We start from the raw sequence: 19,871 nt of genomic DNA, 5'->3' as shown, positions 1-19,871 counted from the left end.
AACCCAAGCAAACCCAAGCAAACCCAAGCAAACCCAAGCAAACCCAAGCAAACCCAAGCAAACCCAAGCAAACCCAATCCGACTCAATTGCCAAACCAACCAAACACTCCGAGCAAGAGTTAGAAAAGAAGAAATATAAAAGTATTTAAAGCTAATATTTAAGTATTTAAAAACTAAAAAAATTTGAATTAAGAATTTCAAACTTTAGCGAATTAATCAAAAATAACTAAAATTCTAATTTTAAATTAAGCTTTGATTTTAAGAAGGATTTATGAAGATTTTATCATCAATATTTATTGCTTTTATTTATTTATCATTGCTTTATATTTGTGTTATTATGTTTTCAGCTCATGGAATGCATAATATATCATTAAACGATATATTTAAAATAAGCGTATTTATAGCACCTATAATTATGATAATGTGCCTTATCATTCATTTGGTTATTAAAAAAATTAATGTAATTTTTGGCTATTCATTAATAGCAATTAGCATATATGCTATAAGTTATTTAAATAATGTAGCAAAGCAAGCTTTAGTTTTAGCTTGCTTATATTATTTATTAGTATTTTACTTATTACGATTATTTAATGATTTTAGAAGTAAATTAGGCAAAAAATAATGCCTAATTATATAGTTTTTAAATGAGCTTTAATATCGTTTATATTAATCTCGCATTTTTCTAAGTTCGCTCTAGTTCTAAACTCTACTAAATTCTCGCTTAATTTCTTACCGATCACAACAGCTGATGGAATGCCGATAAGCTCATAATCACTCATCTTCACACCAAAACGCTCATTTCTATCATCAAGTAAAACTTTAATATTATTAGCTAAGCAATACTCATATAATTCATTAGCGAATTTTACTTGCTCTTCGTTTTTAATATCAGAAATTACGATTTCTAAATCATAAGGCGCTATGTTTTTACTAAAGATTAGTCCGTTTTCATCATTACTACACTCTGCAATAACTGCTAAAAGTCTGCTAATTCCTATGCCATAGCAACCCATTATAAATGGCTTTGCTTTGCCATTGTTATCTAAAAAAGTTGCATTCATAGCAGCTGAATATTTATCTCCAAGCTTGAAAATATGCCCTACTTCAATACCCTTTGTAAGTTTTAAAGGCTTTTTACACACATGACACTCATCATTTTCTTTAACCAAACTTAAATCATAATAACGCTCATCTAAAAAGCTAGTAACCTTAAATCCTACATAGTGATAATTAAGCTCATTAGCTCCGCAAATTAAATTGCTCTCATCTTTTAATTCACTATCTATAAAAAATCTAATAGGGCAATCTTTAAGACCTATAAAACCTGGAACTAAATTAGCCTTAATTAATTCTTCTTCGCTTGCATCTACTAAATCAAGTGCATTAGCAGCATTTAAAGCCTTAGTTTCGTTTAATTCATCGCAACCTCTTATAAAATATGCGATTAATTCTTCTTTATCAACATAAATTGCTTTTTTTACAATAGCTTTTATGAAATTATGCTCTTTGCATTTAAAAAATTTCGCTAATTCTTCAATGGTTTTTACATTTGGTGTATGAAACTTAGCAAAATCAGCTTCAATTTCTTTATTCAATGTCCTTTTTGCTCTTTTTGCTGTTTCAATATTTGCACAATATCCACATTTACAAAGAGCTAAATCATCTTCCCCACTAGGACTAATCACCATAAATTCTCTTGAACCACTTCCGCCGATTGCTCCACTATCAGCTTCTACTATTGCGTAATTTAAACCTAATTCATCAAAAATTTTACAATACGCTTCTTGCATATTTAAAAACTCTTCTTCAAGCGATTCATAAGAATCATGAAAGCTATAAGCATCTTTCATAATAAACTCACGAGCTCTAAAAAGCCCAAATCTAGGTCTTGCTTCATCTCTAAATTTTGTTTGAATTTGAAATAAATTTATAGGTAATTGTTTGTAGCTTGTAATTTTTCCACGAACAAGTGCAACTATTGCTTCTTCTGCTGTTGGACTTAATATAAAATCATTTTCTTTTCTATCTTTAAATCTTAATAATTCTTTACCAAATTTAGCACTTCTACCACTCTCATCCCAGTAGCTTAAAGGACAAACAAAGCTAAGATTTAGATAGTTTGCTCCTGCATTTTTCATATGCTTTATTACTACATTTTTTATATTTTCTAGCACTTCAAGCCCTAATGGTAAATAACTATAAAGACCTGAGCCAAGCTGTTCAATATATGCAGCTCTGCTAAGCAAGATATGACTTTTTAAAACGGCATCTCTTGGTGCTTCTTTGCTTGTTGGTGCGTATAATTTTGAAAATTTCATTAGTTTTCCTTTACATCAAATATATAATTTAGACTTTCGGTTTCTAAACCTACTTCATCAATATTTTTAAGTCTTATCGTAATATCGTGCAAGTAAGACTTCATAACTTGCTTCGCAAATTTTAAGGCTTCTTCATTATCGCTATTTTTTAAATAGCCCTTTTTTATCGCTATATTTAATTCTTTATTGATTATATCTTGCGCTCTAAATCTCATAGCTTTTATAACAGGAGTTACTTGAATTACATTTAAATCCTTGTAAAATTCATTCACCATTTTAGCTACTACACTAAATGCAATTTTTGCTTCTTCATCTTTAAATTGCATATTTTTCTTAACTATTTCATTTAGACTATCAACGCTATAAACTTCTATTAAATTAGAATTATCAAGCTCAATATCTCTTGGCACTGCAATATCAAAGAAATATCTTTTAAAATCAACTTCTTTTATTAAATCCTTAGTAATTATCGGCTCATTTGCACTTGTAGCACAAAAGAAAACTTCATTAGAATTTAAAATAGGAATTAGATCTTCATAATCTAAGCAATTAAGTCCTAATTCATTAGCTAATTTTAAAGCATTTTCTTTAGTTCTTGAAATTATTGAGATATTTCCTTTTGTGTGGTTTAAAAGATGTTTTGCAGCAAGTTCTATCATCAAGCCACTTCCGATTAATACGATTTTTTTATCTTTTAAATCCATTAATTCTCTAGCTTTTGCAACTGCAACTGAGCTAACTGATACTGAGTTTTTTGAAATCTTTGTTTTGTTTCTTACCATTGCAGCACATTTAAATGCGTAATTAATAGCCACTTCAAGATTAGGATTATTTTCAGCACTTTGCATTGCTTGTTTTAACTGACCTGTAATTTGAGTTTCTCCTATTACAAGACTATCAAGAGAACTCGCTACGCTAAATAAATGATGAATAAATCCACTATCTTCATAAATATCAGGCGAATTTTTAATAAGTTGCTCATCAATTTTACAAATCAAGCAAAGGCATTTGATTATGTATTCATAAACACCTACCACACTTTCAACATAGCACATTATCTCAATTCTATTACAGGTACTTAAAATTACGCATTCATCTATAAATTCATTAGCTAAAATTAATTTATAAAGCTCATTTTTTTTAAATTCATCGCTTAATGCTAGCCTTTCTCTTACTTCTATGCTCGTATTTTTATGAGTAAAGCTAACGCTAAAATAATGCATCAAAACTCCCTAAAAATCATTTTTTTAACAATGTCTTTTAAATCATCATTACTAGCATAATTTAATGCTTTTTCGCCGTAATCTTTAGCTACTTCTATACTTTTGTTTATTAAGTCGTATTTTAAGAATTGTTCTTTTATCCAGTCTTGCTCATCTTTATTTAAGCTCTTGCAAAAATAAGATCTAAGCCTTGCTTTATCATCACCTTGTAAAACCCTATCAAGTAAAATATATGGCAATGTAACTTTGCCTTCTTTATAATCGTTTAGATTTGGCTTACCTAAAGTTGCTTCATCTTGAGTAATATCTAAAATATCATCAACAATTTGAAAAGCAATTCCTAGATTTTTACCAAATTCTTTATAATCATTTGCATTAGAATAATCAGCTAAAAGTGCTGCAGCATAAGCACTTGCTTCTATTAATGAAGAAGTTTTTTTATAAATCATTTCATAATACTTACTTTCATCTTCATTAAAACTCTCGCCTAATTCAACATCAAGCAATTCCCCACTACTAAGCAATGCAACAGCACGACCAACACAAGCTGCTATTTCGCTTTTAAATGAGCATAAATTATAAAAGGCAATTGAATATAAAATATCGCCTAACATAATCGCAGTTTTATCGCCATATATAGCATTTATGCTTGGAGCATTTCTTCTTGTAAGTGCTTCATCAATTACATCATCGTGCATTAGTGAAGCTAGATGAATACATTCAATCACAGCACATAATTTATAAGCATCTTCGCTAACTCCTGCTATTTTTAAAATAAGTTTTGAGCGAAGTCTTTTACCATGATTTACCTTGGCTAAATATTCGTAAATACTAGGATGTTTTAACTCTTTTATAAACTCATTTATATAAAAATCAATTCTTTCCATACTACTTTCCTTTTAAATTTTTATTAAACTCAATATCTACTCTTCCATCATTATCAATTACCAAAACTTTTATTTTAGCTTTATTATCTTTAAAATCCTTAAATTCTAAAAAAAGTGTAACCTTATCAATACTAGGATTTTTATAATCAGGCAAAATCTGTTCTTTTACATAATTTAACTTTCTTCTAAGCGATAAAACATATTGTTTTTTATAGTTTTTATAATCTTTATAATTAGTTAGCAAAATCAAATTTGTATTATCAAAATGCGTCCATCTAAAAGCATATTTTTGCCATTTTTCTTCACCTTTTGGACTTATGAAAAACCATTCTAATTCATCTTTTTTTAAATTATATTCTTTTTCATAAGCAAAATTAGGAACTCCAGCAAATAAATTTATACTAAAGAAAATGAATATTAAAAATCTATAATATTGTTTGGACATTCTTTGTGATACACTCCTGCTGCGTCATAAAATTCATTACAATCTTCATAATAATGAAGTCTAATCCCATCTTTACTTGCACACGAACTAAAAATAATAGCTAATAATACAATAAATCTTTTCATGCTACTAACCATTTAAATAGCTTTTTAAGCTCTTCACTTTCGCTTCTTTTATGCTTATGTTTTTTACGCCACTCATAAGGATTTTGTGCGTTTTTATCTATCCATAAGCCTTTTAATTCTTGCTTAGCTTTTAATTCATCGCTTTTATACATATTTGTATAATAAGAATAAGCCCAAGCACAACCTTCTTGAACCATATAACGATTTATATCAACATCATCAAGATACACAATAGCTATATGTCTTTTATATTTATCTTTGCCTTTAAATTTCAAATCCACATTTCTACCAATAACTCTTGATGATAATACTTTAGTGCAATATGCACCAAAATTTTGACTAGTTTCTGGTGCATCAATTCCGTATAATCTTATTTTTAATTTTTTCTTACCATTTCTTACTTGGATAGTATCTCCGTCCATTACTTTTGATACAAAATACTCTCCTGCAAACAAATTAAGACTTAGTAAAAAAATTAAAATAAATCTCATTATTTAGCTCTTACGATTTTATTTAAAAATGCAAAACTTTCTTTAATTTTTGGCTCTTTTTCTACTGCTTTTGCTAATTTTTCTAAACAAGTTTTAAAATCATCAAATAAATAATTCGCATAAGAGCCTGGATTTGGATTTATTTCATTTAAATAAACTTCATTATCTTTTATAAAAAAATCACATCTAATCAAAGCACCTTTAAACAAAGGCATATAAAGATTAGCAAATGCAGATTTAAGCTTATTTACTATTTCATCATTTAATACTACTTCTTCAATTTTTTCTTGTTTAAAGCTTAGGTATTTTTGATCAAAATCTAAATGCCCATCTTTTTTAGGCTCTTCTATTTTTGAATAGATTATTTTTTCGCCATCAAAAAATCCAGCTAAATTTACTTCTTTTATATTCTCAATAAAAGGCTCTGCTAAAACCTTTTCATCAAATTCGCTTGAGCTATCATAAGCGTATGCAAAATCTTCTTTATTTTTTACAATGTTTATTCCTATGCTACTTCCAAGCCTTGCTGGTTTTAAAATAACAGGAAATTCTACTTCATCATTTTTACTTTTTAATAATTTATAAGGTATTGTCTTAACCCCAACCTCATTAGCATAAATCTTAGTTAAATGCTTATCAAAACTAAGCACACTCGCTGCAGTTCTAGGACCTATATATGAAATATTATAAAAATCAAATAATGATGCGATTTTGCCGTCTTCTCCATCTTTTCCATGAACGATATTTATAGCCACATCAAAATTAATTTTTTCAAAACCTAGCATTTTTTTAACAAAAAATCCGCCTTTTTGTAAAATTAAAGGTTTTAAGCTTTTATAACTTCCTTTTGCAAAATAATTTGCATTCATATTGTTTTTATCTATTAGATAAAATTCATTATCAAAACTAACATAAATAAAAATTACATTATCTAATAATTTTGCCACGGTTACAGCACTTACTATACTTATTTCATGCTCGTATGAATTACCACCAAAAATCATTGCATATTTCATTATTTTTCCTTAACTTAATTTTTTAAGAGCTAGTTTTATTACTTCACTAACACTATTTGCATTAATATCTTTTAAAGCCTTAATCACTGCATCTTGTTTAAATCCAAGTGCAAGTAATGCTTCACTTGCTTCGTAATAATAATTGTTTTCTGCACTAATGCCAAGTTTAATTATTTTATCTTTTAATTCTAATATTAATCTACTAGCTGTTTTTGCTCCAATTCCAGGAGCTTTACATAAAGCTTTTGCATTTTCATTAATAATTGCACTTTGTAAACTAGCAACATCCATTGAAGATAAAAGCGCCATAGCACTTGCTGCACCTATTCCATTTACTTTAATTAAAGCCTCAAATAATATTTGCTCGCTTTCTTCTAAAAAGCCATATAATTTATGTGAATCTTCTTTAATAATCTGAGTTATTAATAAAGCTACCTTATCTTGTTTATTAATCTTTGCAGCTGTTAATAAACTAAGATTTACTCCATAACCTACTCCGTAAGTTTTTAATGTTATATAGGTTGGAGTTTTTTTAATAACTTCGCCTTCTAAATATACTATCAATTCTCTTGCCTTTCATCTACAAATTCATTTTCAAATTCTCCGATTTGAGTCTTATCAAGCATTACGATTTTAGCACTTTCTTCATCGCCTTTCATAATACGCTCAAGCTTTAAGCAATAAATCTCTTCATTTGCCTTAGTATTATACGCTAGCTCTATATCAGGATATAATAATTTAAACTTAATTTCATTTAAATTAGCCCATTTACTAAGGTTTATAACCTTTGCTTCATAAACTTTATTTTGCAATATTTTTAAATTATCTTCTAAATCTCTTTGTTTATCTTTTAAATCCTTTAGCTTAATTACTAAATCATTATATTCCGTAACAATGTTTTGATAATCCCTAATTTTTTGTAAAAAAGCAGTAGGTGGAGTAATTTGACTTTGCTTCATTTCTGCTAATCTTTGTCTTATTTGCATTATGCTATCTTTATTAGCATCAATTATTGATTTTTTGCTCTCAATTAATTTTGGTATAGCTAATAAATCCTTATTAGTATCAGCTAAACTTGCTAAAGTTTTTTCAAGATTTTTTACAATTATAGGAGATTTACTAGCGCTTACTAAAAACTTATTATTTTCTCCTAAACATTCTTTAACTAAAGCAATTTCACTAACTTCTATATTTGTATTAGTTGTAAGAGTATCAACTATAACCTTATTTGCTATTATTTTACCACCTAAAGCATGTTTTACTTTTACTATTTTGCCAACTATTGTTCCATTCTCTAATCTATTTACTAAAATCTCATCGCCTTCGCAATATCCTCTGTGCACTTCTATATTGATTTTTTTTGCATAAACTTTACTTTTTGAGTGGGTTTGTCCGCCTATATTTGCTTCTTTTGCTCTTACTACCGAATTTTGTGCGATATTTCCTTTTACATTTAAAGTGCTAACTTCTATGCTTAAATTTGCTCCTATAGCATCTTTTAAATAATCTTGCTCATCTATATTTAAAGTAATGTCTTTATTAATCCCTGCATCAATTGAGCCTGTTGTTTTAAAATCAACTGCTTGAACGCTTACGCTATCTTTTATATCATATAATTTATCTCTATAAGAAAATGTAATATAGCCATTAATGTTTGCATAATACTTTATGCTTAATTCATCATTAATGGCTCTAATATTCTCACTTACTCTAAAATCTGGCTCATTATTTAAATTAACATTACTTGCATTAATAACATTACCCTTTAAATCTCTTCCATTAATAGCTTTAATAGGTTTAATAAATTCCATGATTAATTCATCTTTGCTTATTGCATTTATAAAACCACGCTGAGAATAATCAAGTTTTTTTGCATTTTCATCTTGCTTTTTATCTTGATAATATAATTTAGTAATTGAATTAATCGCATTAACAGGGTCAATCCCCCTTGCTAATACAATATTTGCTTCCATTAATTGTTTGCTCTCAAAAGCTCTTAACATTTTTATAAGTTGTTCTTGAAAAGAAAACTCCCTAATGCCTAATAAAATTCCAGCCTTAATTAGTCTTTTATTTATTAAATCTCTAATATTTTCAATTACTTCTGAAATTTCTATATTTTCATCATAATTAATAGCACTAAAATTAGCTACAACTTTAGTAATGTTTTTGTTAGTTCCTATTTTAAATTCTATTAAAGGATAAATCTTTTCTATGATTTCTATTTCATAAACCTGCTCTATCTTCATATCATCATTAAAAAACTTATCATCATTAAATACTTCTAATTCATGCTCTAAAAGTGTTTGACTCATTCCATCTTTTGTAACGATAGTTTCATAATGAATTACTTTAAAATCTAAATTGTTTATATCTAAATTAAATTGATTAGCATAATTTGTTAATTCATCATAAGGTTTTGTAGTCTTAATTCTGTATTTTTCCAAATTGTAAGCCTTTAATTTTTTTTCGTTAATATACCTAAAAAAAAATTAAAAAAGTAAAATAAATGAAACAAGAATTAATAAAAAAATATTTTTTTAACATTTTCGGTATTTTAATTTCTAGAATTAGTGGTTTTGGAAGAGATTTTTTATTAGCTAGATTTTTAGGGGCAAGTATTTATTCTGATATATTTTTTGTAATGATTAAACTTCCTAGCGTTTTTAGAACACTTTTTACCGAAGGAACTTTTAATCAAAGCTTTTTACCAAACCTAGCAAAAACAAAGCGAAAAGGCGAATTTTGTGTAAAAATCTTAACAATTTTTATAAGTATTTTAAGCCTTATTTGTTTAGTTGTTTATATTTTTTCTTCCTTTTTTACAAAATTAATTGCTTATGGTTTTAGCGATGATTTGCAAGTTTTAGCAGCTCCTTTGGTGGGGCTTAATATTTGGTATTTGCTTATTATTTTTTGCGCTTCTTTTCTTGCGTCTTTACTTAATTATAAAGGTAGATTTTTTATAACTAGCATTAGTGCGTCTATATTTAATTTTGCTTGTATGTTTGCAATGCTAATTTTTAAAGACTTAGAAAAGATTGAGCTTTTAAGAATGATTACTTATTTTATTTTAATAAGTGCATTTATTCAAATATTTATTTTAACACTTGCTTTAAAGGATAATTTAATCTTTCGGTCAATGATAATTTTTACAAGGAATTTAAAACAGGAATTTAAAAGCAAAATCTCTTTAAAAGATTTCTTTAAAAACTTTGGCTCATCACTAATAGGTTCATCAAGTTCACAGCTAAATTCTATTATAGAACTAGCCCTTGCAAGCTCATTAGCCAGTGCAAGTATTTCATATCTTAATTATTCGACTAGGCTTTATCAATTACCACTTGCTTTAATTGCTATTGCTTTTACTCAAGTATTCTTCCCTAGCCTAATAGCTTATATAAAACAAGGAAAAATAAAAAACGCTATTTCAAATATTCAAAAAATCTTTGAATTAATGTCGTTTTTATTAATTCTAGCAGCACTTACAGGATATATTTTAAGTGAAGAAATAATCAAACTTTTATTTGAAAGAGGAGCCTTTACTCACGAAAATACCATTGAATGTGCTAAGGTTTTAAGGCTTTATATACTTTGCATTGTTCCACTTGGGCTTTCAAGATTATTTTTAGCTTGGATAAATGCAAATTATTTACACTCAAAAGCTGCAAAAATTTCAATAATTTCTTGCTTTATAAGTATTATTAGCTCACTTAGTTTAATAAAATATTTTGGGATTTTGGCTTTTTGCATTAGTGCAAATATTTGTGCTTGGTTTATTTTACTTGCTTATTTAAAAGTGTTTTCTTATTCACGCTTTTTGGGTATTCTAAGACCTTTTATTTGGCTTGGAATTATTGTTTTTAGCATAATTTTTGCTTATGTTTTAATATATATAAAAGGATTTTTAAATGCAATTTTTTAATTCAAAAACAAGAAAAAAAGAAGAGTTTATTAGTAACGATGAATGCGTAAATATCTATGTATGTGGTCCAACTGTTTATGATGATGCACATCTTGGACATGCAAGATCAAGCATTTCTTTTGATTTATTAAAAAGAGTAATTAGGGCAAATGGCAAAGCTGTAAAATTAGCTAAAAACTATACAGATATAGATGATAAATTAATCAAAAAAATGAACGAAAGTGGCAAAAGCTTAGCCGAAATTAGCGAGTTTTATATAAAAAGTTATGAAAACGATATGAAAGCTTTAAATGTTTTAAAGCCCGATATTAGCCCAAGAGCAACTGAATATGTTAATCAAATGATTAGCTTTATTGAAAAATTACTTGAATTAAAATACGCATATAAATTAGATGATGGTATTTATTTAAATACAAGCCTTGATAATCTTTATTTAAGTATTTCAAACAAACCTCAAGATGAAACTATTTCAAGACTTGAAAATGAAGCTGCTAAACTAAATGCAAGTGATTTTGTATTATGGAAATTTGATGATAAATATTATAATGCTAGTTTTGGCACAGGTCGTCCTGGTTGGCATACTGAGTGCGTTTGCATGATTTTAGATATTTTTCCTAAACTTCATATTCATTGTGGTGGGGCTGATTTATTATTTCCACATCACGAAAATGAAGCTTGTCAATGCCGCTTAGCAACTAAAAATGAATTAGCTGATTTTTGGCTACATAATGGCTTTGTAAATATCAATAACGAAAAAATGAGTAAAAGTCTAAATAATAGCTTTTTTGTAAAAGACGCTTTAAAAGAATTTAATGGAGAAACCTTAAGATTTTATTTATTAAGCACTCATTATAGACAAGATTTTAATTACACGATAGATGATTTAAAAGCCTCTAAAAAACGCCTTGATAAAATATATAGACTTAAAAAAAGGCTAAGTTTAAATGAGATTAATATAGATTTAATAGCGCCTAAAAGCGAGTTAAAAGATAAATTAATCAATGCTTTAAGCGATGATTTAAACACTTCAAAAGCTCTTGCGATTATAGATGAATGGATAAATTGCGTAAATGTAATTAAGCCAAATGATACTATAAAAGATGAGTTTTTAGCTATTTGTGAATTAATAGGCGTTGGCTTGCTTAAGCCAAATGATTATTTGCAAAACTGCGATGAGAAATTCCGAATTCAAATTCTTGACTTGATTGAACAAAGAAAAGTAGCTAAACAAAACAAAGACTACGCAAAAGCTGATAATATAAGAGATGAATTAAATAAGCTTGGAGTTAGTATTCAAGATACACCTAATGGCGTTGATTGGGAGATTTTATGAACCTTAAAGAGATAGAAAACCAAAACGTAGATCAATTAAAATTAGGCTATGTTTTAAAAAGATTTAAACACTATTTTAAAGATTATAAGCTAAGGTTTTTTCTAGCAATTATCGGTATGATTTTAGCTTCTGCTGGAACTGCTGGAAGTGCTAAAATAATTGAGCCAATTTTAAATAAAATCTTTGTAGAAAAAGATGTAACCTTGCTTTATATCTTGCCTTTTGGTGTGTTTGCTTTATATTTTATAAAAAACCTTGGGCTTTATATGCAAACAATAAATATGGGTTTTATAGGTATAGAAATTACTAGAAGACTAAGGCAAAAAATCCTTAAAAAAATCATTGTAATGGATATGAAATTTTTTCAAAAGCATTCAAGTGGAGAATTAATATCACGCTCATTAAATGATATAGCAAGCTTACAAAATGTCTTAACTAATTTCATCCCTGAAATGACAAGAGAAATTATTACAACAATTGGCTTACTTACAGTAGTAATTACTCAAAGTCCAAAATTAGCCTTTTTTGCTTTTATAATTTTGCCTGCTGCAATGCTTCCTATTAGATATTTTATAAAAAAGCTAAAAAGTATAGGTGTAGCAACTCAGCAAAACTATGCAAGTCTAACTTCAAGATTAAATGAGATTTTAGGCAATATTGAGCTAGTAAAATCATCAAATGCTGAAGAATTAGAATTAAACAAATATAAAAATTGCAATGATAATGTAGCTAAGCTAATTTATCGTGGAACAAAAATAAATGCCTTTACAAGCCCTATAATGGAAACTTTTGGAGCATTAGGTGTATCTGCAACCATAATAATAGGCGGAATGGAAGTAATTAATGGTTCTATGCAAATAGGAAATTTCTTCTCGTTTTTAACAGCTTTATTTTTAATCTATACACCAGTTAAAAGAATTACAAATTTATATGCAAGTCTTCAAACAAACTTAGCAGCAAGCACAAGGACATTTTATTTACTTGACCTTGAGCCTGAGATTAAAGGTGGCGAAAAGAATTTGAATTCGGAAATTAAAACACTAAGCCTAAATAATATAGGTTTAAAATATGATGAAAAAACAGCTTTAGATAATATTAATGTAGAGTTTAAAAAAGGAGAAATTACCGCAATTATAGGAAAAAGTGGTAGTGGTAAAAGCTCTTTAGTAAATACGATTTTAAGATTTTATGAATTAAGCGATGGAAATATTAAAATCAATAATGAAGATTATAAAGAATATTCACTTAATAGTCTTAGAGAAAAAATAGCAATCGTTACTCAAAATATATATTTATTTAGCGAAAGCATTGCAGAAAACATAGCTTATGCAAATGAATTTAATGAAGAACAAGTTATAAAAGCTTTAAAATTAGCTAATGCTTTAGATTTCGTAAATGCCTTACCTGATGGCATATATACTAAATTAAACGAAAAAGGTAGCAATTTTAGTGGCGGTCAAAGGCAACGCTTAGCACTTGCAAGGGCTTTTTATAAAAACCCTGAAATAATTATTTTTGATGAAGCAACAAGTGCCTTAGATAATGAAAGCCAAAACCTAATCTCAAAAAGCTTAGTAAATATTAAAAAAGATAAAATTATCATTCTAATAGCTCATAGACTAAACTCAATCGCAATTGCTGATAATATCTTGGTTTTAGATAATACTAAGCAAGTTGGCTATGGAAATGATGCTAGTTTAGAAAATAATCAATATTATAAAAATCTAAAAGCAAATTATGAAGAAAGTTAAAAATGAATATAGAAAATAAAGTTTTAGAAAATGGCTTAAAAATATATGCGATTAATTTAAACGATAATTCAAGCGTAGTTAGTGTTAATGTCTTTTATAAAGTTGGCTCAAGTTATGAAGAATTAGGAAGAAGTGGAATAGCTCATCTACTTGAACACCTATCATTTAAAAGCACGAAGGATCATAAGGCTGGTGAGTTTGATGAGATTATTAAAAGTCTTGGTGGAGTAAATAACGCCTGCACTAGTTTTGACTACACTCAATATTATGTAAATATTTCTAAGGCTCATATCAAAAAAGTCTTAAAGCTTTATTCAAGCATGATGAGCGATTTATTATTTAATAAAGATGAGTTTTATAAAGAAAGAGATGTGGTATTAGAAGAAGAGCGTCTTAGGGTTGGAAATGATGCTTTTGGCTACTTATACAATGCTTTATATAATTATGCTTTTGTTAAATCAAGCTATCATTGGACGCCTATTGGATTTGCCGATGATATAGCAAATCTTACTCCTAAAATCGTAAAAGATTTTTATAATAAATTCTACGCACCAAATAATGCTTGCATTGTAATTAGTGGGGATTTAGAAGGTATTGATGTTTTTAGTATTTGCGAAGAATTATTTAAAGATAAAAAGCCTAAAAAAATTAAACTAAATAAAGCAATAGAACCTGATAGAACAGGATTAAAAGAAATTAATTTGCAATTTCCTAATCTAAATTCCAATCTTTTTGCACTTGCTTATAAAATACCTGCATTTAACCATGAAGATTTTGAATATTTAAAGGCAATTTCTATATTTTTAAATCTTGATAAAAACTCAATTATTAAAAATAAAATACTAAATGATTATAATCTTTGTGCTGATTTAGACTTTTACGCTCAAAGTTCAAGGGCTGAAAATCTATTTATAATCTTTGGAGTTTGTAATGAAAATGTTAATCCTAAAACAGCCATTAAAAAACTAAAAGAATTAATTAATAAAACAAAATTTAGCAAATTAGACGCTAGAACTATTTATAATCAATTAGAATTAAGTATAAATCAAGTAAAATCAAACGCAAGCGCCTTAGCTAATGGCATAGGTAAATTTGAATGTTTTGGTGATGCTAATGTCTTTTTAAATTCGCTTAAAATACAAGAATTAGATTATAAAAAACTAAATCTTGTATTTAAACATTACCTAAAAGATGATAATTTAACGCAATTAATTTTAAAGGAGAAAGTATGAAAAAAGAAATTATAGGTGCTATGACAGCTCTTATTACGCCACTTAAAAATGATAAGATTGATGAGGTAAGCTACGAAAAACTTATAAAAAGACAAATAGCAAATGGCATTGATGCTGTTGTTCCTGTTGGCACTACTGGAGAAAGCCCAACATTAACTCATGAAGAACATAGAAGATGTATTGAAATAGCGGTTGAAGTATGCAAAGGAACAAATGTAAAAGTTCTAGCAGGTGCAGGCTCAAACGCAACTCACGAAGCAATTTCTTTAGCAAAATTCGCTCAAGATTGTGGAGCTCATGGGATTTTAAGCATAACACCATATTATAATAAACCTATGCAAAGTGGTTTATATAAGCATTATGAAGCGATTGCTAATTCAATAGATATTCCTATTATGCTTTATAATGTTCCAGGAAGAACTGGTTGTGAGATTGCAAGTTCAACAATAATTGAACTTTTTAGAAATTGCCCTAATATTTACGGAGTAAAAGAAGCTAGCGGAAGTATTGATAAATGTGTTGATTTATTAGCAAACGAGCCTAGATTAAGACTAGTAAGTGGAGAAGATAGTATAAACTATCCTATTTTAAGCAATGGAGGAAGTGGCGTAATCAGCGTTACATCAAACCTTTTACCAAACGAAATAGCTAATTTAACTCACGAAGCACTAAAAGAAAATTATAAAGAAGCAAAATCTATTAACGATAAACTTTATAATATAAACAAGATTTTATTTTGCGAAAGCAACCCAATTCCAATAAAAGCAGCAATGTTTATAGCTGGACTTATCCCAAGCCTTGAATATCGCTTGCCGCTTAGTGCTCCAAGCAAAGAAAATCTTAAAAAAATTGAAGAAGTTATGAAAAATTACGATATAAAAGGATTTTAATGCAAGAAATTAATTTTAAAGATAAAGTATTAGTAATAAGCGGTGGAACTCGTGGTATAGGTAAAGCAATTGTATACGAATTCGCAAAAGCAGGCTGTAATGTTGCATTTACTTATAATTCAAACGAGCAAATCGCACAAGAAATCGTAGCTGATTTGGAAAAAAACTATAATGTAAAGGCTAAATGTTATCCATTTAATATACTTGAGCCAGAAACTTATAAAGAATTATTTGAAGAAATTGATAAAGATTTTGATAGAGTTGATTTTTTCATCTCAAACGCGATTATAACAGGTCGTGCAGTTGTAGGTGGATATACTAAGTTTATGAAATTAAAACCTAGAGGAATTAACAATATTTTCACAGCTACTGTAAATGCTTTCGTATGTGGAGCGCAAGAAGCAGCTAAGAGAATGGAAAAAGTTGGTGGCGGAAGCATAATCTCAATTTCAAGCACAGGAAATCTAGTTCATATAGAAAATTATGCAGGTCATGGAACTGCAAAAGCAGCTGTTGAAGCTATGGCAAGATATGCAGCTACTGAACTAGGTGATAAAAACATTCGTGTAAATGTTGTAAGTGGTGGTCCAATTGATACTGATGCTCTAAAAGCATTTACAAACTACGAAGAAGTAAAACAAGCTACAATGAATCTAAGCCCATTAAATCGTATGGGACAACCTGAAGATCTAGCTGGTGCTTGCCTATTCTTATGCACAGATAAGGCTAGTTGGGTTACAGGTCATACATTTATTGTAGATGGTGGAACTACATTTAAGTGATGAATTTACCAAATATTTTAGCAAGTGCTAGGATTATCCTAGCACCGATTTTGTTTATACTGCTTACGCATTCAAATGCTTTAATGCAAGAATTTAATATCCATATTACTTGGATAAATTACCTTGCGGCTTTAATTTTTACAATCGCTTCTATTACTGATTTTTTTGATGGATATATTGCAAGGTCTTGGAATCAAAAGACAATTTTAGGCGAAATCCTAGACCCACTAGCTGATAAAATGCTAACTCTTGCAGCATTTTTAGGACTTATGATGATGGGAAGAGTAAATGAAATATTAGTTTATTTTATCCTTGTAAGAGAGTTTTTTATAACAGGACTAAGGGTAATGATAGTTGCCGATGGGCTAAAAATTGCTGCAAATATGAGTGGCAAAATAAAAACTACTTTTCAAATGCTTGCGATTGGATTTTTATTAATGGATTGGTGGGGAAAGGATATTTTATTTTATTTATGCTTTTTCTTTACTATTTATTCAGGTGCAATTTATGTGATAGAATACGCTAAGGTTAAAAAATGAAAAACTTATTTTTAACCTTGCTTGTTTTAGCTTTTTGTTTTTGGCATTATGGGGCTAGTTTTTTAGCTACTATTTTGATACTTTCGTTTTTGATATTTTTTCATGAATTAGGGCATTTTTTGGCTGCAAAGTTTTTTAAGGTTAGGGTTTTATGCTTTAGCATAGGATTTGGCAAGCCGATATTTGTTAGACACTATAAAGGCACTGATTATCAAATATCAAGCATTTTTTTAGGTGGCTATGTAAAGATGAAAGGTCAAGATGATAGTGACCCAAGTCATAAAAGTTATGATAAAGATAGTTACACGGTATTACACCCTTTTAAAAAGATTTTAATACTTTTTGCTGGGCCATTTTTTAACCTACTTTTAGCATTTTTAATCTACATTTCTTTAGGTTTTATAGGCGTTGAAAAGCTTAGTCCAACTATCGGTGGGCTTAGCGAATATGCTGATAAAAAGCTTAAATTAAATGATAAAATCTTAGAAATTAACGGCAAAGTTGTGAATGATTTTTATGATATAAAGCCACTTGTAGATAGCAAAAATCTTGATATTAAGGTATTAAGAGATGGTGAGGTTATTGATTTAAACATTACTACCTATGAAGGCAAAACGCAAAATATTTTCGGAGAAATTATAACAAAACCACTTTTAGGAATAACTCCTAAAAATGAGTTTTTTATAGAATACCATAGAGATTTTGGCGTTTTTAAATGGGCTTTAGATGAGAGTATAAAATCAGCATTTTTAATACTTGAAGGACTAAAAAAACTAATCTTAGCAGAAGTTAGTCCTAAAAACCTTGGCGGAATAATAAGTATTGCTGATACTACTACAATGGCTGCAAGTTTAGGAATATCTACATTATTACTAATAACTGCCCTACTTTCAATTAATTTAGGGGTTTTAAACCTATTGCCTATTCCTGTGCTTGATGGCGGACATATTGCGTTTAATCTATATGAATTAATCACAAAAAGAGAAGTAAATCAAAAGCTATTTTTAACACTTAGCTATGTTGGAATGGCATTATTGTTTTCATTAATGATATTTGCAACCTTTAACGATATTACAAGGATAATTGAAAAATAAGAATTTGAAATTCCTATTTCAAATTCTTAACTTAATCTTACACTTTATTTTTTAAATTATTTTTATTGTTTATTTGCTATATTAATATTTATTTAAACTAAAGGAAAAATTTGAATATAGACAATTTAAAAGATTATAAAATAAAAAACGATTATTTATATAGCTTAGAGCTTATTAGATTGTTTTATGATTATTTTATGATTTTTTTTATAATTAGCATTATTATTTTTCTTTTAGATAAAGCAGGTGTATTATTTACTATTCAAGACCCAACAACTAGCGAGATAATAAAACAAAATAAGTTATTGTTTGTTTTGCCGTTTTTTATTTATGCACTTCTTGAATGTTTTATTAATAGACCGATAAAAAGACTTAGATTTGTTAAAAATAATGATTTTTATATTAGTGTAGATAACGAAAATATATATTTTGAAACCTACGAAATAGATGATATCGGTGTTTTAGGTATAGGTAAAAGCTTTAAAAAAGTAACGGCAATTATAAATAAAAGCGATATAGTTTTTAGGTTAAAAACCAAGCGTCCAGCATTGAGTTATTCTTTCATATTTGAGTATGAAATGTTTAAAACACAAAATGAAGAAGATAAAAGCTGGACTTATAGAATGGATGAACCTATTCTTAGAATACTTTATTTTCCTTTTCATTTTGTATTTTTTATAATAAATGTTTTAGTTAGTTATATTATTTTGATTAGTCAAAACGGCATAAAACTTAAAACCTATACAATATATCAAACTAAAACTATGCTAGTTTCATTGCCTTTTGTTGATGATTTATCGGTTTATTTTTTATATACAGAATATAGAAGAAATTCAGCTGCTATTAGCAAAGGTGGTTATGAATTAGATAACAAAAAAGACATACAACCACTAGGTGAAAAATACATAACAAAAAAGCGTAAGAAAATTGAAAAGATTTTAAATAAGAAAGGCTTAAATATTAAATAATTAAAAATCTTTCTCTTTAAATCAATATTTTAAAATTTACATACACTAAAATTAAAGAATTTAAAAAAAATAAAAATGAAATTCCGAATTCAAATTCCTTTTAAATTTCAAGCAAAAAACTAAAGAATTTGAAATAGGAATTTCAAATTTTATTATCTAGCTTTTGTAATTTAAATTTATATATTTTTTATGGGGAAAGGGGTGAGGACTTGAATTGCGAAGTCGTTCCCCACCCCTTCCCCCAAATCCCCATCCCCGCCCCTGACGACGCTACTATTAGGTAAAGATAGCTAAAATCCATAACCTGCTTCGCAGCTTGATGGATTTTTTTACGCTATCTTTACGGATTTTATTTGTAATTTCACTGCGTGAAATTACTTTGAATTAACTTGTGTTGTATTAAAAACTAAAGAATTTGAAATAGGAATTATAAAGTAATTTTGTGAGTGAAACGAGCAAAATTACATAAAATAAAGGAAAATTGCCGTTAAAAAATCCATCGAGCTTTTTATGAGTGTAAGCGAATAAAAAGGTTATGGATTTTAGGCAATTTTTCCTTTTAGTAGCGTTAGGAAAGGGGTTGGAAAGGGGTTTAAGGGGAAAGGATAGGGGAAAACTATCGCAAAGTTTTCCCTTGTCTTTTCCCCTTTAGAAAAGAAAAAATTTCAAAAAATATTTTAAAGAAAAATAAAATTCCGAATTCAAATTCCTTAAAATTTTAAGTAAAAAACTAAAGAATTTGAATTAGGAATTACGAAATATGAATTTAATTAAGTAAAAGAAACTTCACTTAAGAAGTTTCTTTTAGCTTTTTAATGTAGTGTTTATTAAAACTTATTCTTCATTACAGAT

At 28.1% G+C, this 19,871-nt stretch carries 19 protein-coding genes; 10 read left to right on the top strand and 9 right to left on the bottom strand.

The features are described from left to right. The first annotated feature begins 271 nt into the window (after positions 1 to 271). On the top strand, positions 272 to 622 hold the full coding sequence (locus AC1B00_RS09105) for a hypothetical protein (RefSeq protein WP_488849402.1): 351 nt from the start codon (positions 272 to 274) through the stop codon (positions 620 to 622). A gap of 7 nt (positions 623 to 629) precedes the next feature. Here AC1B00_RS09105 and AC1B00_RS09100 read toward each other — a convergent pair whose 3' ends face one another. The 9 genes from AC1B00_RS09100 to AC1B00_RS09060 are packed head-to-tail and all read right to left on the bottom strand — an operon-like array spanning position 630 to position 8,952. After that, entirely contained in the window at positions 630 to 2,318 is a 1,689-nt protein-coding gene (locus AC1B00_RS09100; RefSeq protein WP_488849401.1) for a proline--tRNA ligase, read from the bottom strand. Then, positions 2,318 to 3,541, bottom strand: a complete 1,224-nt coding sequence (hemA, locus tag AC1B00_RS09095) for a glutamyl-tRNA reductase (protein ID WP_488849399.1) — start codon at positions 3,539 to 3,541, stop codon at positions 2,318 to 2,320. The genes AC1B00_RS09100 and hemA overlap by 1 nt, the downstream gene beginning before the upstream one ends. Then, positions 3,541 to 4,428, bottom strand: a complete 888-nt coding sequence (locus AC1B00_RS09090) for a polyprenyl synthetase family protein (protein WP_336611918.1) — start codon at positions 4,426 to 4,428, stop codon at positions 3,541 to 3,543. Before AC1B00_RS09090 ends, hemA begins: the two co-directional genes overlap by 1 nt. A 1-nt stretch (position 4,429) precedes the next feature. Continuing rightward, entirely contained in the window at positions 4,430 to 4,873 is a 444-nt protein-coding gene (locus AC1B00_RS09085; protein ID WP_239818441.1) for a hypothetical protein, read from the bottom strand. Then, a complete protein-coding gene (locus tag AC1B00_RS09080) occupies positions 4,846 to 4,998 on the bottom strand; it encodes a hypothetical protein (protein ID WP_488849398.1) in 153 nt (50 codons plus the stop codon). Before AC1B00_RS09080 ends, AC1B00_RS09085 begins: the two co-directional genes overlap by 28 nt. Beyond that, on the bottom strand, positions 4,995 to 5,489 hold the full coding sequence (locus AC1B00_RS09075; protein ID WP_488849396.1) for a thermonuclease family protein: 495 nt from the start codon (positions 5,487 to 5,489) through the stop codon (positions 4,995 to 4,997). Before AC1B00_RS09075 ends, AC1B00_RS09080 begins: the two co-directional genes overlap by 4 nt. After that, positions 5,489 to 6,505, bottom strand: a complete 1,017-nt coding sequence (locus AC1B00_RS09070; protein ID WP_488849394.1) for a D-alanine--D-alanine ligase — start codon at positions 6,503 to 6,505, stop codon at positions 5,489 to 5,491. Before AC1B00_RS09070 ends, AC1B00_RS09075 begins: the two co-directional genes overlap by 1 nt. A 9-nt stretch (positions 6,506 to 6,514) precedes the next feature. Further along, positions 6,515 to 7,069, bottom strand: a complete 555-nt coding sequence (gene ruvA / locus AC1B00_RS09065) for a Holliday junction branch migration protein RuvA (RefSeq protein WP_488849392.1) — start codon at positions 7,067 to 7,069, stop codon at positions 6,515 to 6,517. Then, the gene (locus AC1B00_RS09060; RefSeq protein WP_488849390.1) at positions 7,066 to 8,952 is read right to left on the bottom strand and encodes a flagellar assembly protein A; all 1,887 of its coding nucleotides are present in this window, start codon (positions 8,950 to 8,952) and stop codon (positions 7,066 to 7,068) included. The genes ruvA and AC1B00_RS09060 overlap by 4 nt, the downstream gene beginning before the upstream one ends. Before the next feature lie 62 nt (positions 8,953 to 9,014). On the opposite strand from AC1B00_RS09060, the gene murJ reads away from it, so the two are divergent. From murJ to AC1B00_RS09015, 9 genes are all read left to right on the top strand, one after another. Continuing rightward, entirely contained in the window at positions 9,015 to 10,430 is a 1,416-nt protein-coding gene (gene murJ, locus AC1B00_RS09055) for a murein biosynthesis integral membrane protein MurJ (protein ID WP_488849389.1), read from the top strand. Then, complete coding sequence (gene cysS / locus AC1B00_RS09050) at positions 10,417 to 11,763, top strand: cysteine--tRNA ligase (protein ID WP_488849387.1); 1,347 nt, start codon at positions 10,417 to 10,419, stop codon at positions 11,761 to 11,763. Before murJ ends, cysS begins: the two co-directional genes overlap by 14 nt. Further along, positions 11,760 to 13,514 (top strand): ABC transporter ATP-binding protein, encoded by a 1,755-nt coding sequence (locus AC1B00_RS09045; protein ID WP_488849385.1) that lies wholly within the window; start codon positions 11,760 to 11,762, stop codon positions 13,512 to 13,514. Before cysS ends, AC1B00_RS09045 begins: the two co-directional genes overlap by 4 nt. A gap of 2 nt (positions 13,515 to 13,516) precedes the next feature. After that, positions 13,517 to 14,746 carry a M16 family metallopeptidase gene (locus AC1B00_RS09040; protein WP_488849383.1) on the top strand — a complete coding sequence of 410 codons (1,230 nt, stop codon included), beginning with the start codon at positions 13,517 to 13,519 and terminating at the stop codon, positions 14,744 to 14,746. Further along, the gene (gene dapA / locus AC1B00_RS09035; RefSeq protein ID WP_239818431.1) at positions 14,743 to 15,636 is read left to right on the top strand and encodes a 4-hydroxy-tetrahydrodipicolinate synthase; all 894 of its coding nucleotides are present in this window, start codon (positions 14,743 to 14,745) and stop codon (positions 15,634 to 15,636) included. The genes AC1B00_RS09040 and dapA overlap by 4 nt, the downstream gene beginning before the upstream one ends. Continuing rightward, entirely contained in the window at positions 15,636 to 16,418 is a 783-nt protein-coding gene (locus tag AC1B00_RS09030) for an enoyl-ACP reductase (RefSeq protein ID WP_336612142.1), read from the top strand. Before dapA ends, AC1B00_RS09030 begins: the two co-directional genes overlap by 1 nt. Further along, positions 16,418 to 16,957 carry a CDP-diacylglycerol--glycerol-3-phosphate 3-phosphatidyltransferase gene (gene pgsA, locus AC1B00_RS09025; RefSeq protein ID WP_239818533.1) on the top strand — a complete coding sequence of 180 codons (540 nt, stop codon included), beginning with the start codon at positions 16,418 to 16,420 and terminating at the stop codon, positions 16,955 to 16,957. The genes AC1B00_RS09030 and pgsA overlap by 1 nt, the downstream gene beginning before the upstream one ends. Then, positions 16,954 to 18,051: a M50 family metallopeptidase gene (locus AC1B00_RS09020; protein ID WP_488849381.1), complete on the top strand. Its 1,098-nt coding sequence runs from the start codon at positions 16,954 to 16,956 to the stop codon at positions 18,049 to 18,051. Before pgsA ends, AC1B00_RS09020 begins: the two co-directional genes overlap by 4 nt. 110 nt (positions 18,052 to 18,161) lie before the next feature. After that, positions 18,162 to 19,019 (top strand): hypothetical protein, encoded by an 858-nt coding sequence (locus AC1B00_RS09015; RefSeq protein ID WP_488849379.1) that lies wholly within the window; start codon positions 18,162 to 18,164, stop codon positions 19,017 to 19,019. Positions 19,020 to 19,871 lie beyond the last annotated feature (852 nt).

The sequence above is a fragment of the Campylobacter sp. DY7 genome, assembly GCF_057802535.1.
The sequence above is the reverse complement of the archived record's forward strand: the minus strand, read 5'-3'. Positions and strand labels throughout refer to the sequence as shown.

Coding starts and splice junctions, on each gene's coding strand:
- AC1B00_RS09105 (WP_488849402.1), top strand. CDS start 272: ATGAAGATTTTATCATCAATATTTATTGCTTTTATTTATTTATCATTG.
- AC1B00_RS09100 (WP_488849401.1), bottom strand. CDS start 2,318: ATGAAATTTTCAAAATTATACGCACCAACAAGCAAAGAAGCACCAAGA.
- hemA (WP_488849399.1), bottom strand. CDS start 3,541: ATGCATTATTTTAGCGTTAGCTTTACTCATAAAAATACGAGCATAGAA.
- AC1B00_RS09090 (WP_336611918.1), bottom strand. CDS start 4,428: ATGGAAAGAATTGATTTTTATATAAATGAGTTTATAAAAGAGTTAAAA.
- AC1B00_RS09085 (WP_239818441.1), bottom strand. CDS start 4,873: ATGTCCAAACAATATTATAGATTTTTAATATTCATTTTCTTTAGTATA.
- AC1B00_RS09080 (WP_488849398.1), bottom strand. CDS start 4,998: ATGAAAAGATTTATTGTATTATTAGCTATTATTTTTAGTTCGTGTGCA.
- AC1B00_RS09075 (WP_488849396.1), bottom strand. CDS start 5,489: ATGAGATTTATTTTAATTTTTTTACTAAGTCTTAATTTGTTTGCAGGA.
- AC1B00_RS09070 (WP_488849394.1), bottom strand. CDS start 6,505: ATGAAATATGCAATGATTTTTGGTGGTAATTCATACGAGCATGAAATA.
- murJ (WP_488849389.1), top strand. CDS start 9,015: ATGAAACAAGAATTAATAAAAAAATATTTTTTTAACATTTTCGGTATT.
- cysS (WP_488849387.1), top strand. CDS start 10,417: ATGCAATTTTTTAATTCAAAAACAAGAAAAAAAGAAGAGTTTATTAGT.
- AC1B00_RS09045 (WP_488849385.1), top strand. CDS start 11,760: ATGAACCTTAAAGAGATAGAAAACCAAAACGTAGATCAATTAAAATTA.
- AC1B00_RS09040 (WP_488849383.1), top strand. CDS start 13,517: ATGAATATAGAAAATAAAGTTTTAGAAAATGGCTTAAAAATATATGCG.
- dapA (WP_239818431.1), top strand. CDS start 14,743: ATGAAAAAAGAAATTATAGGTGCTATGACAGCTCTTATTACGCCACTT.
- AC1B00_RS09030 (WP_336612142.1), top strand. CDS start 15,636: ATGCAAGAAATTAATTTTAAAGATAAAGTATTAGTAATAAGCGGTGGA.
- pgsA (WP_239818533.1), top strand. CDS start 16,418: ATGAATTTACCAAATATTTTAGCAAGTGCTAGGATTATCCTAGCACCG.
- AC1B00_RS09020 (WP_488849381.1), top strand. CDS start 16,954: ATGAAAAACTTATTTTTAACCTTGCTTGTTTTAGCTTTTTGTTTTTGG.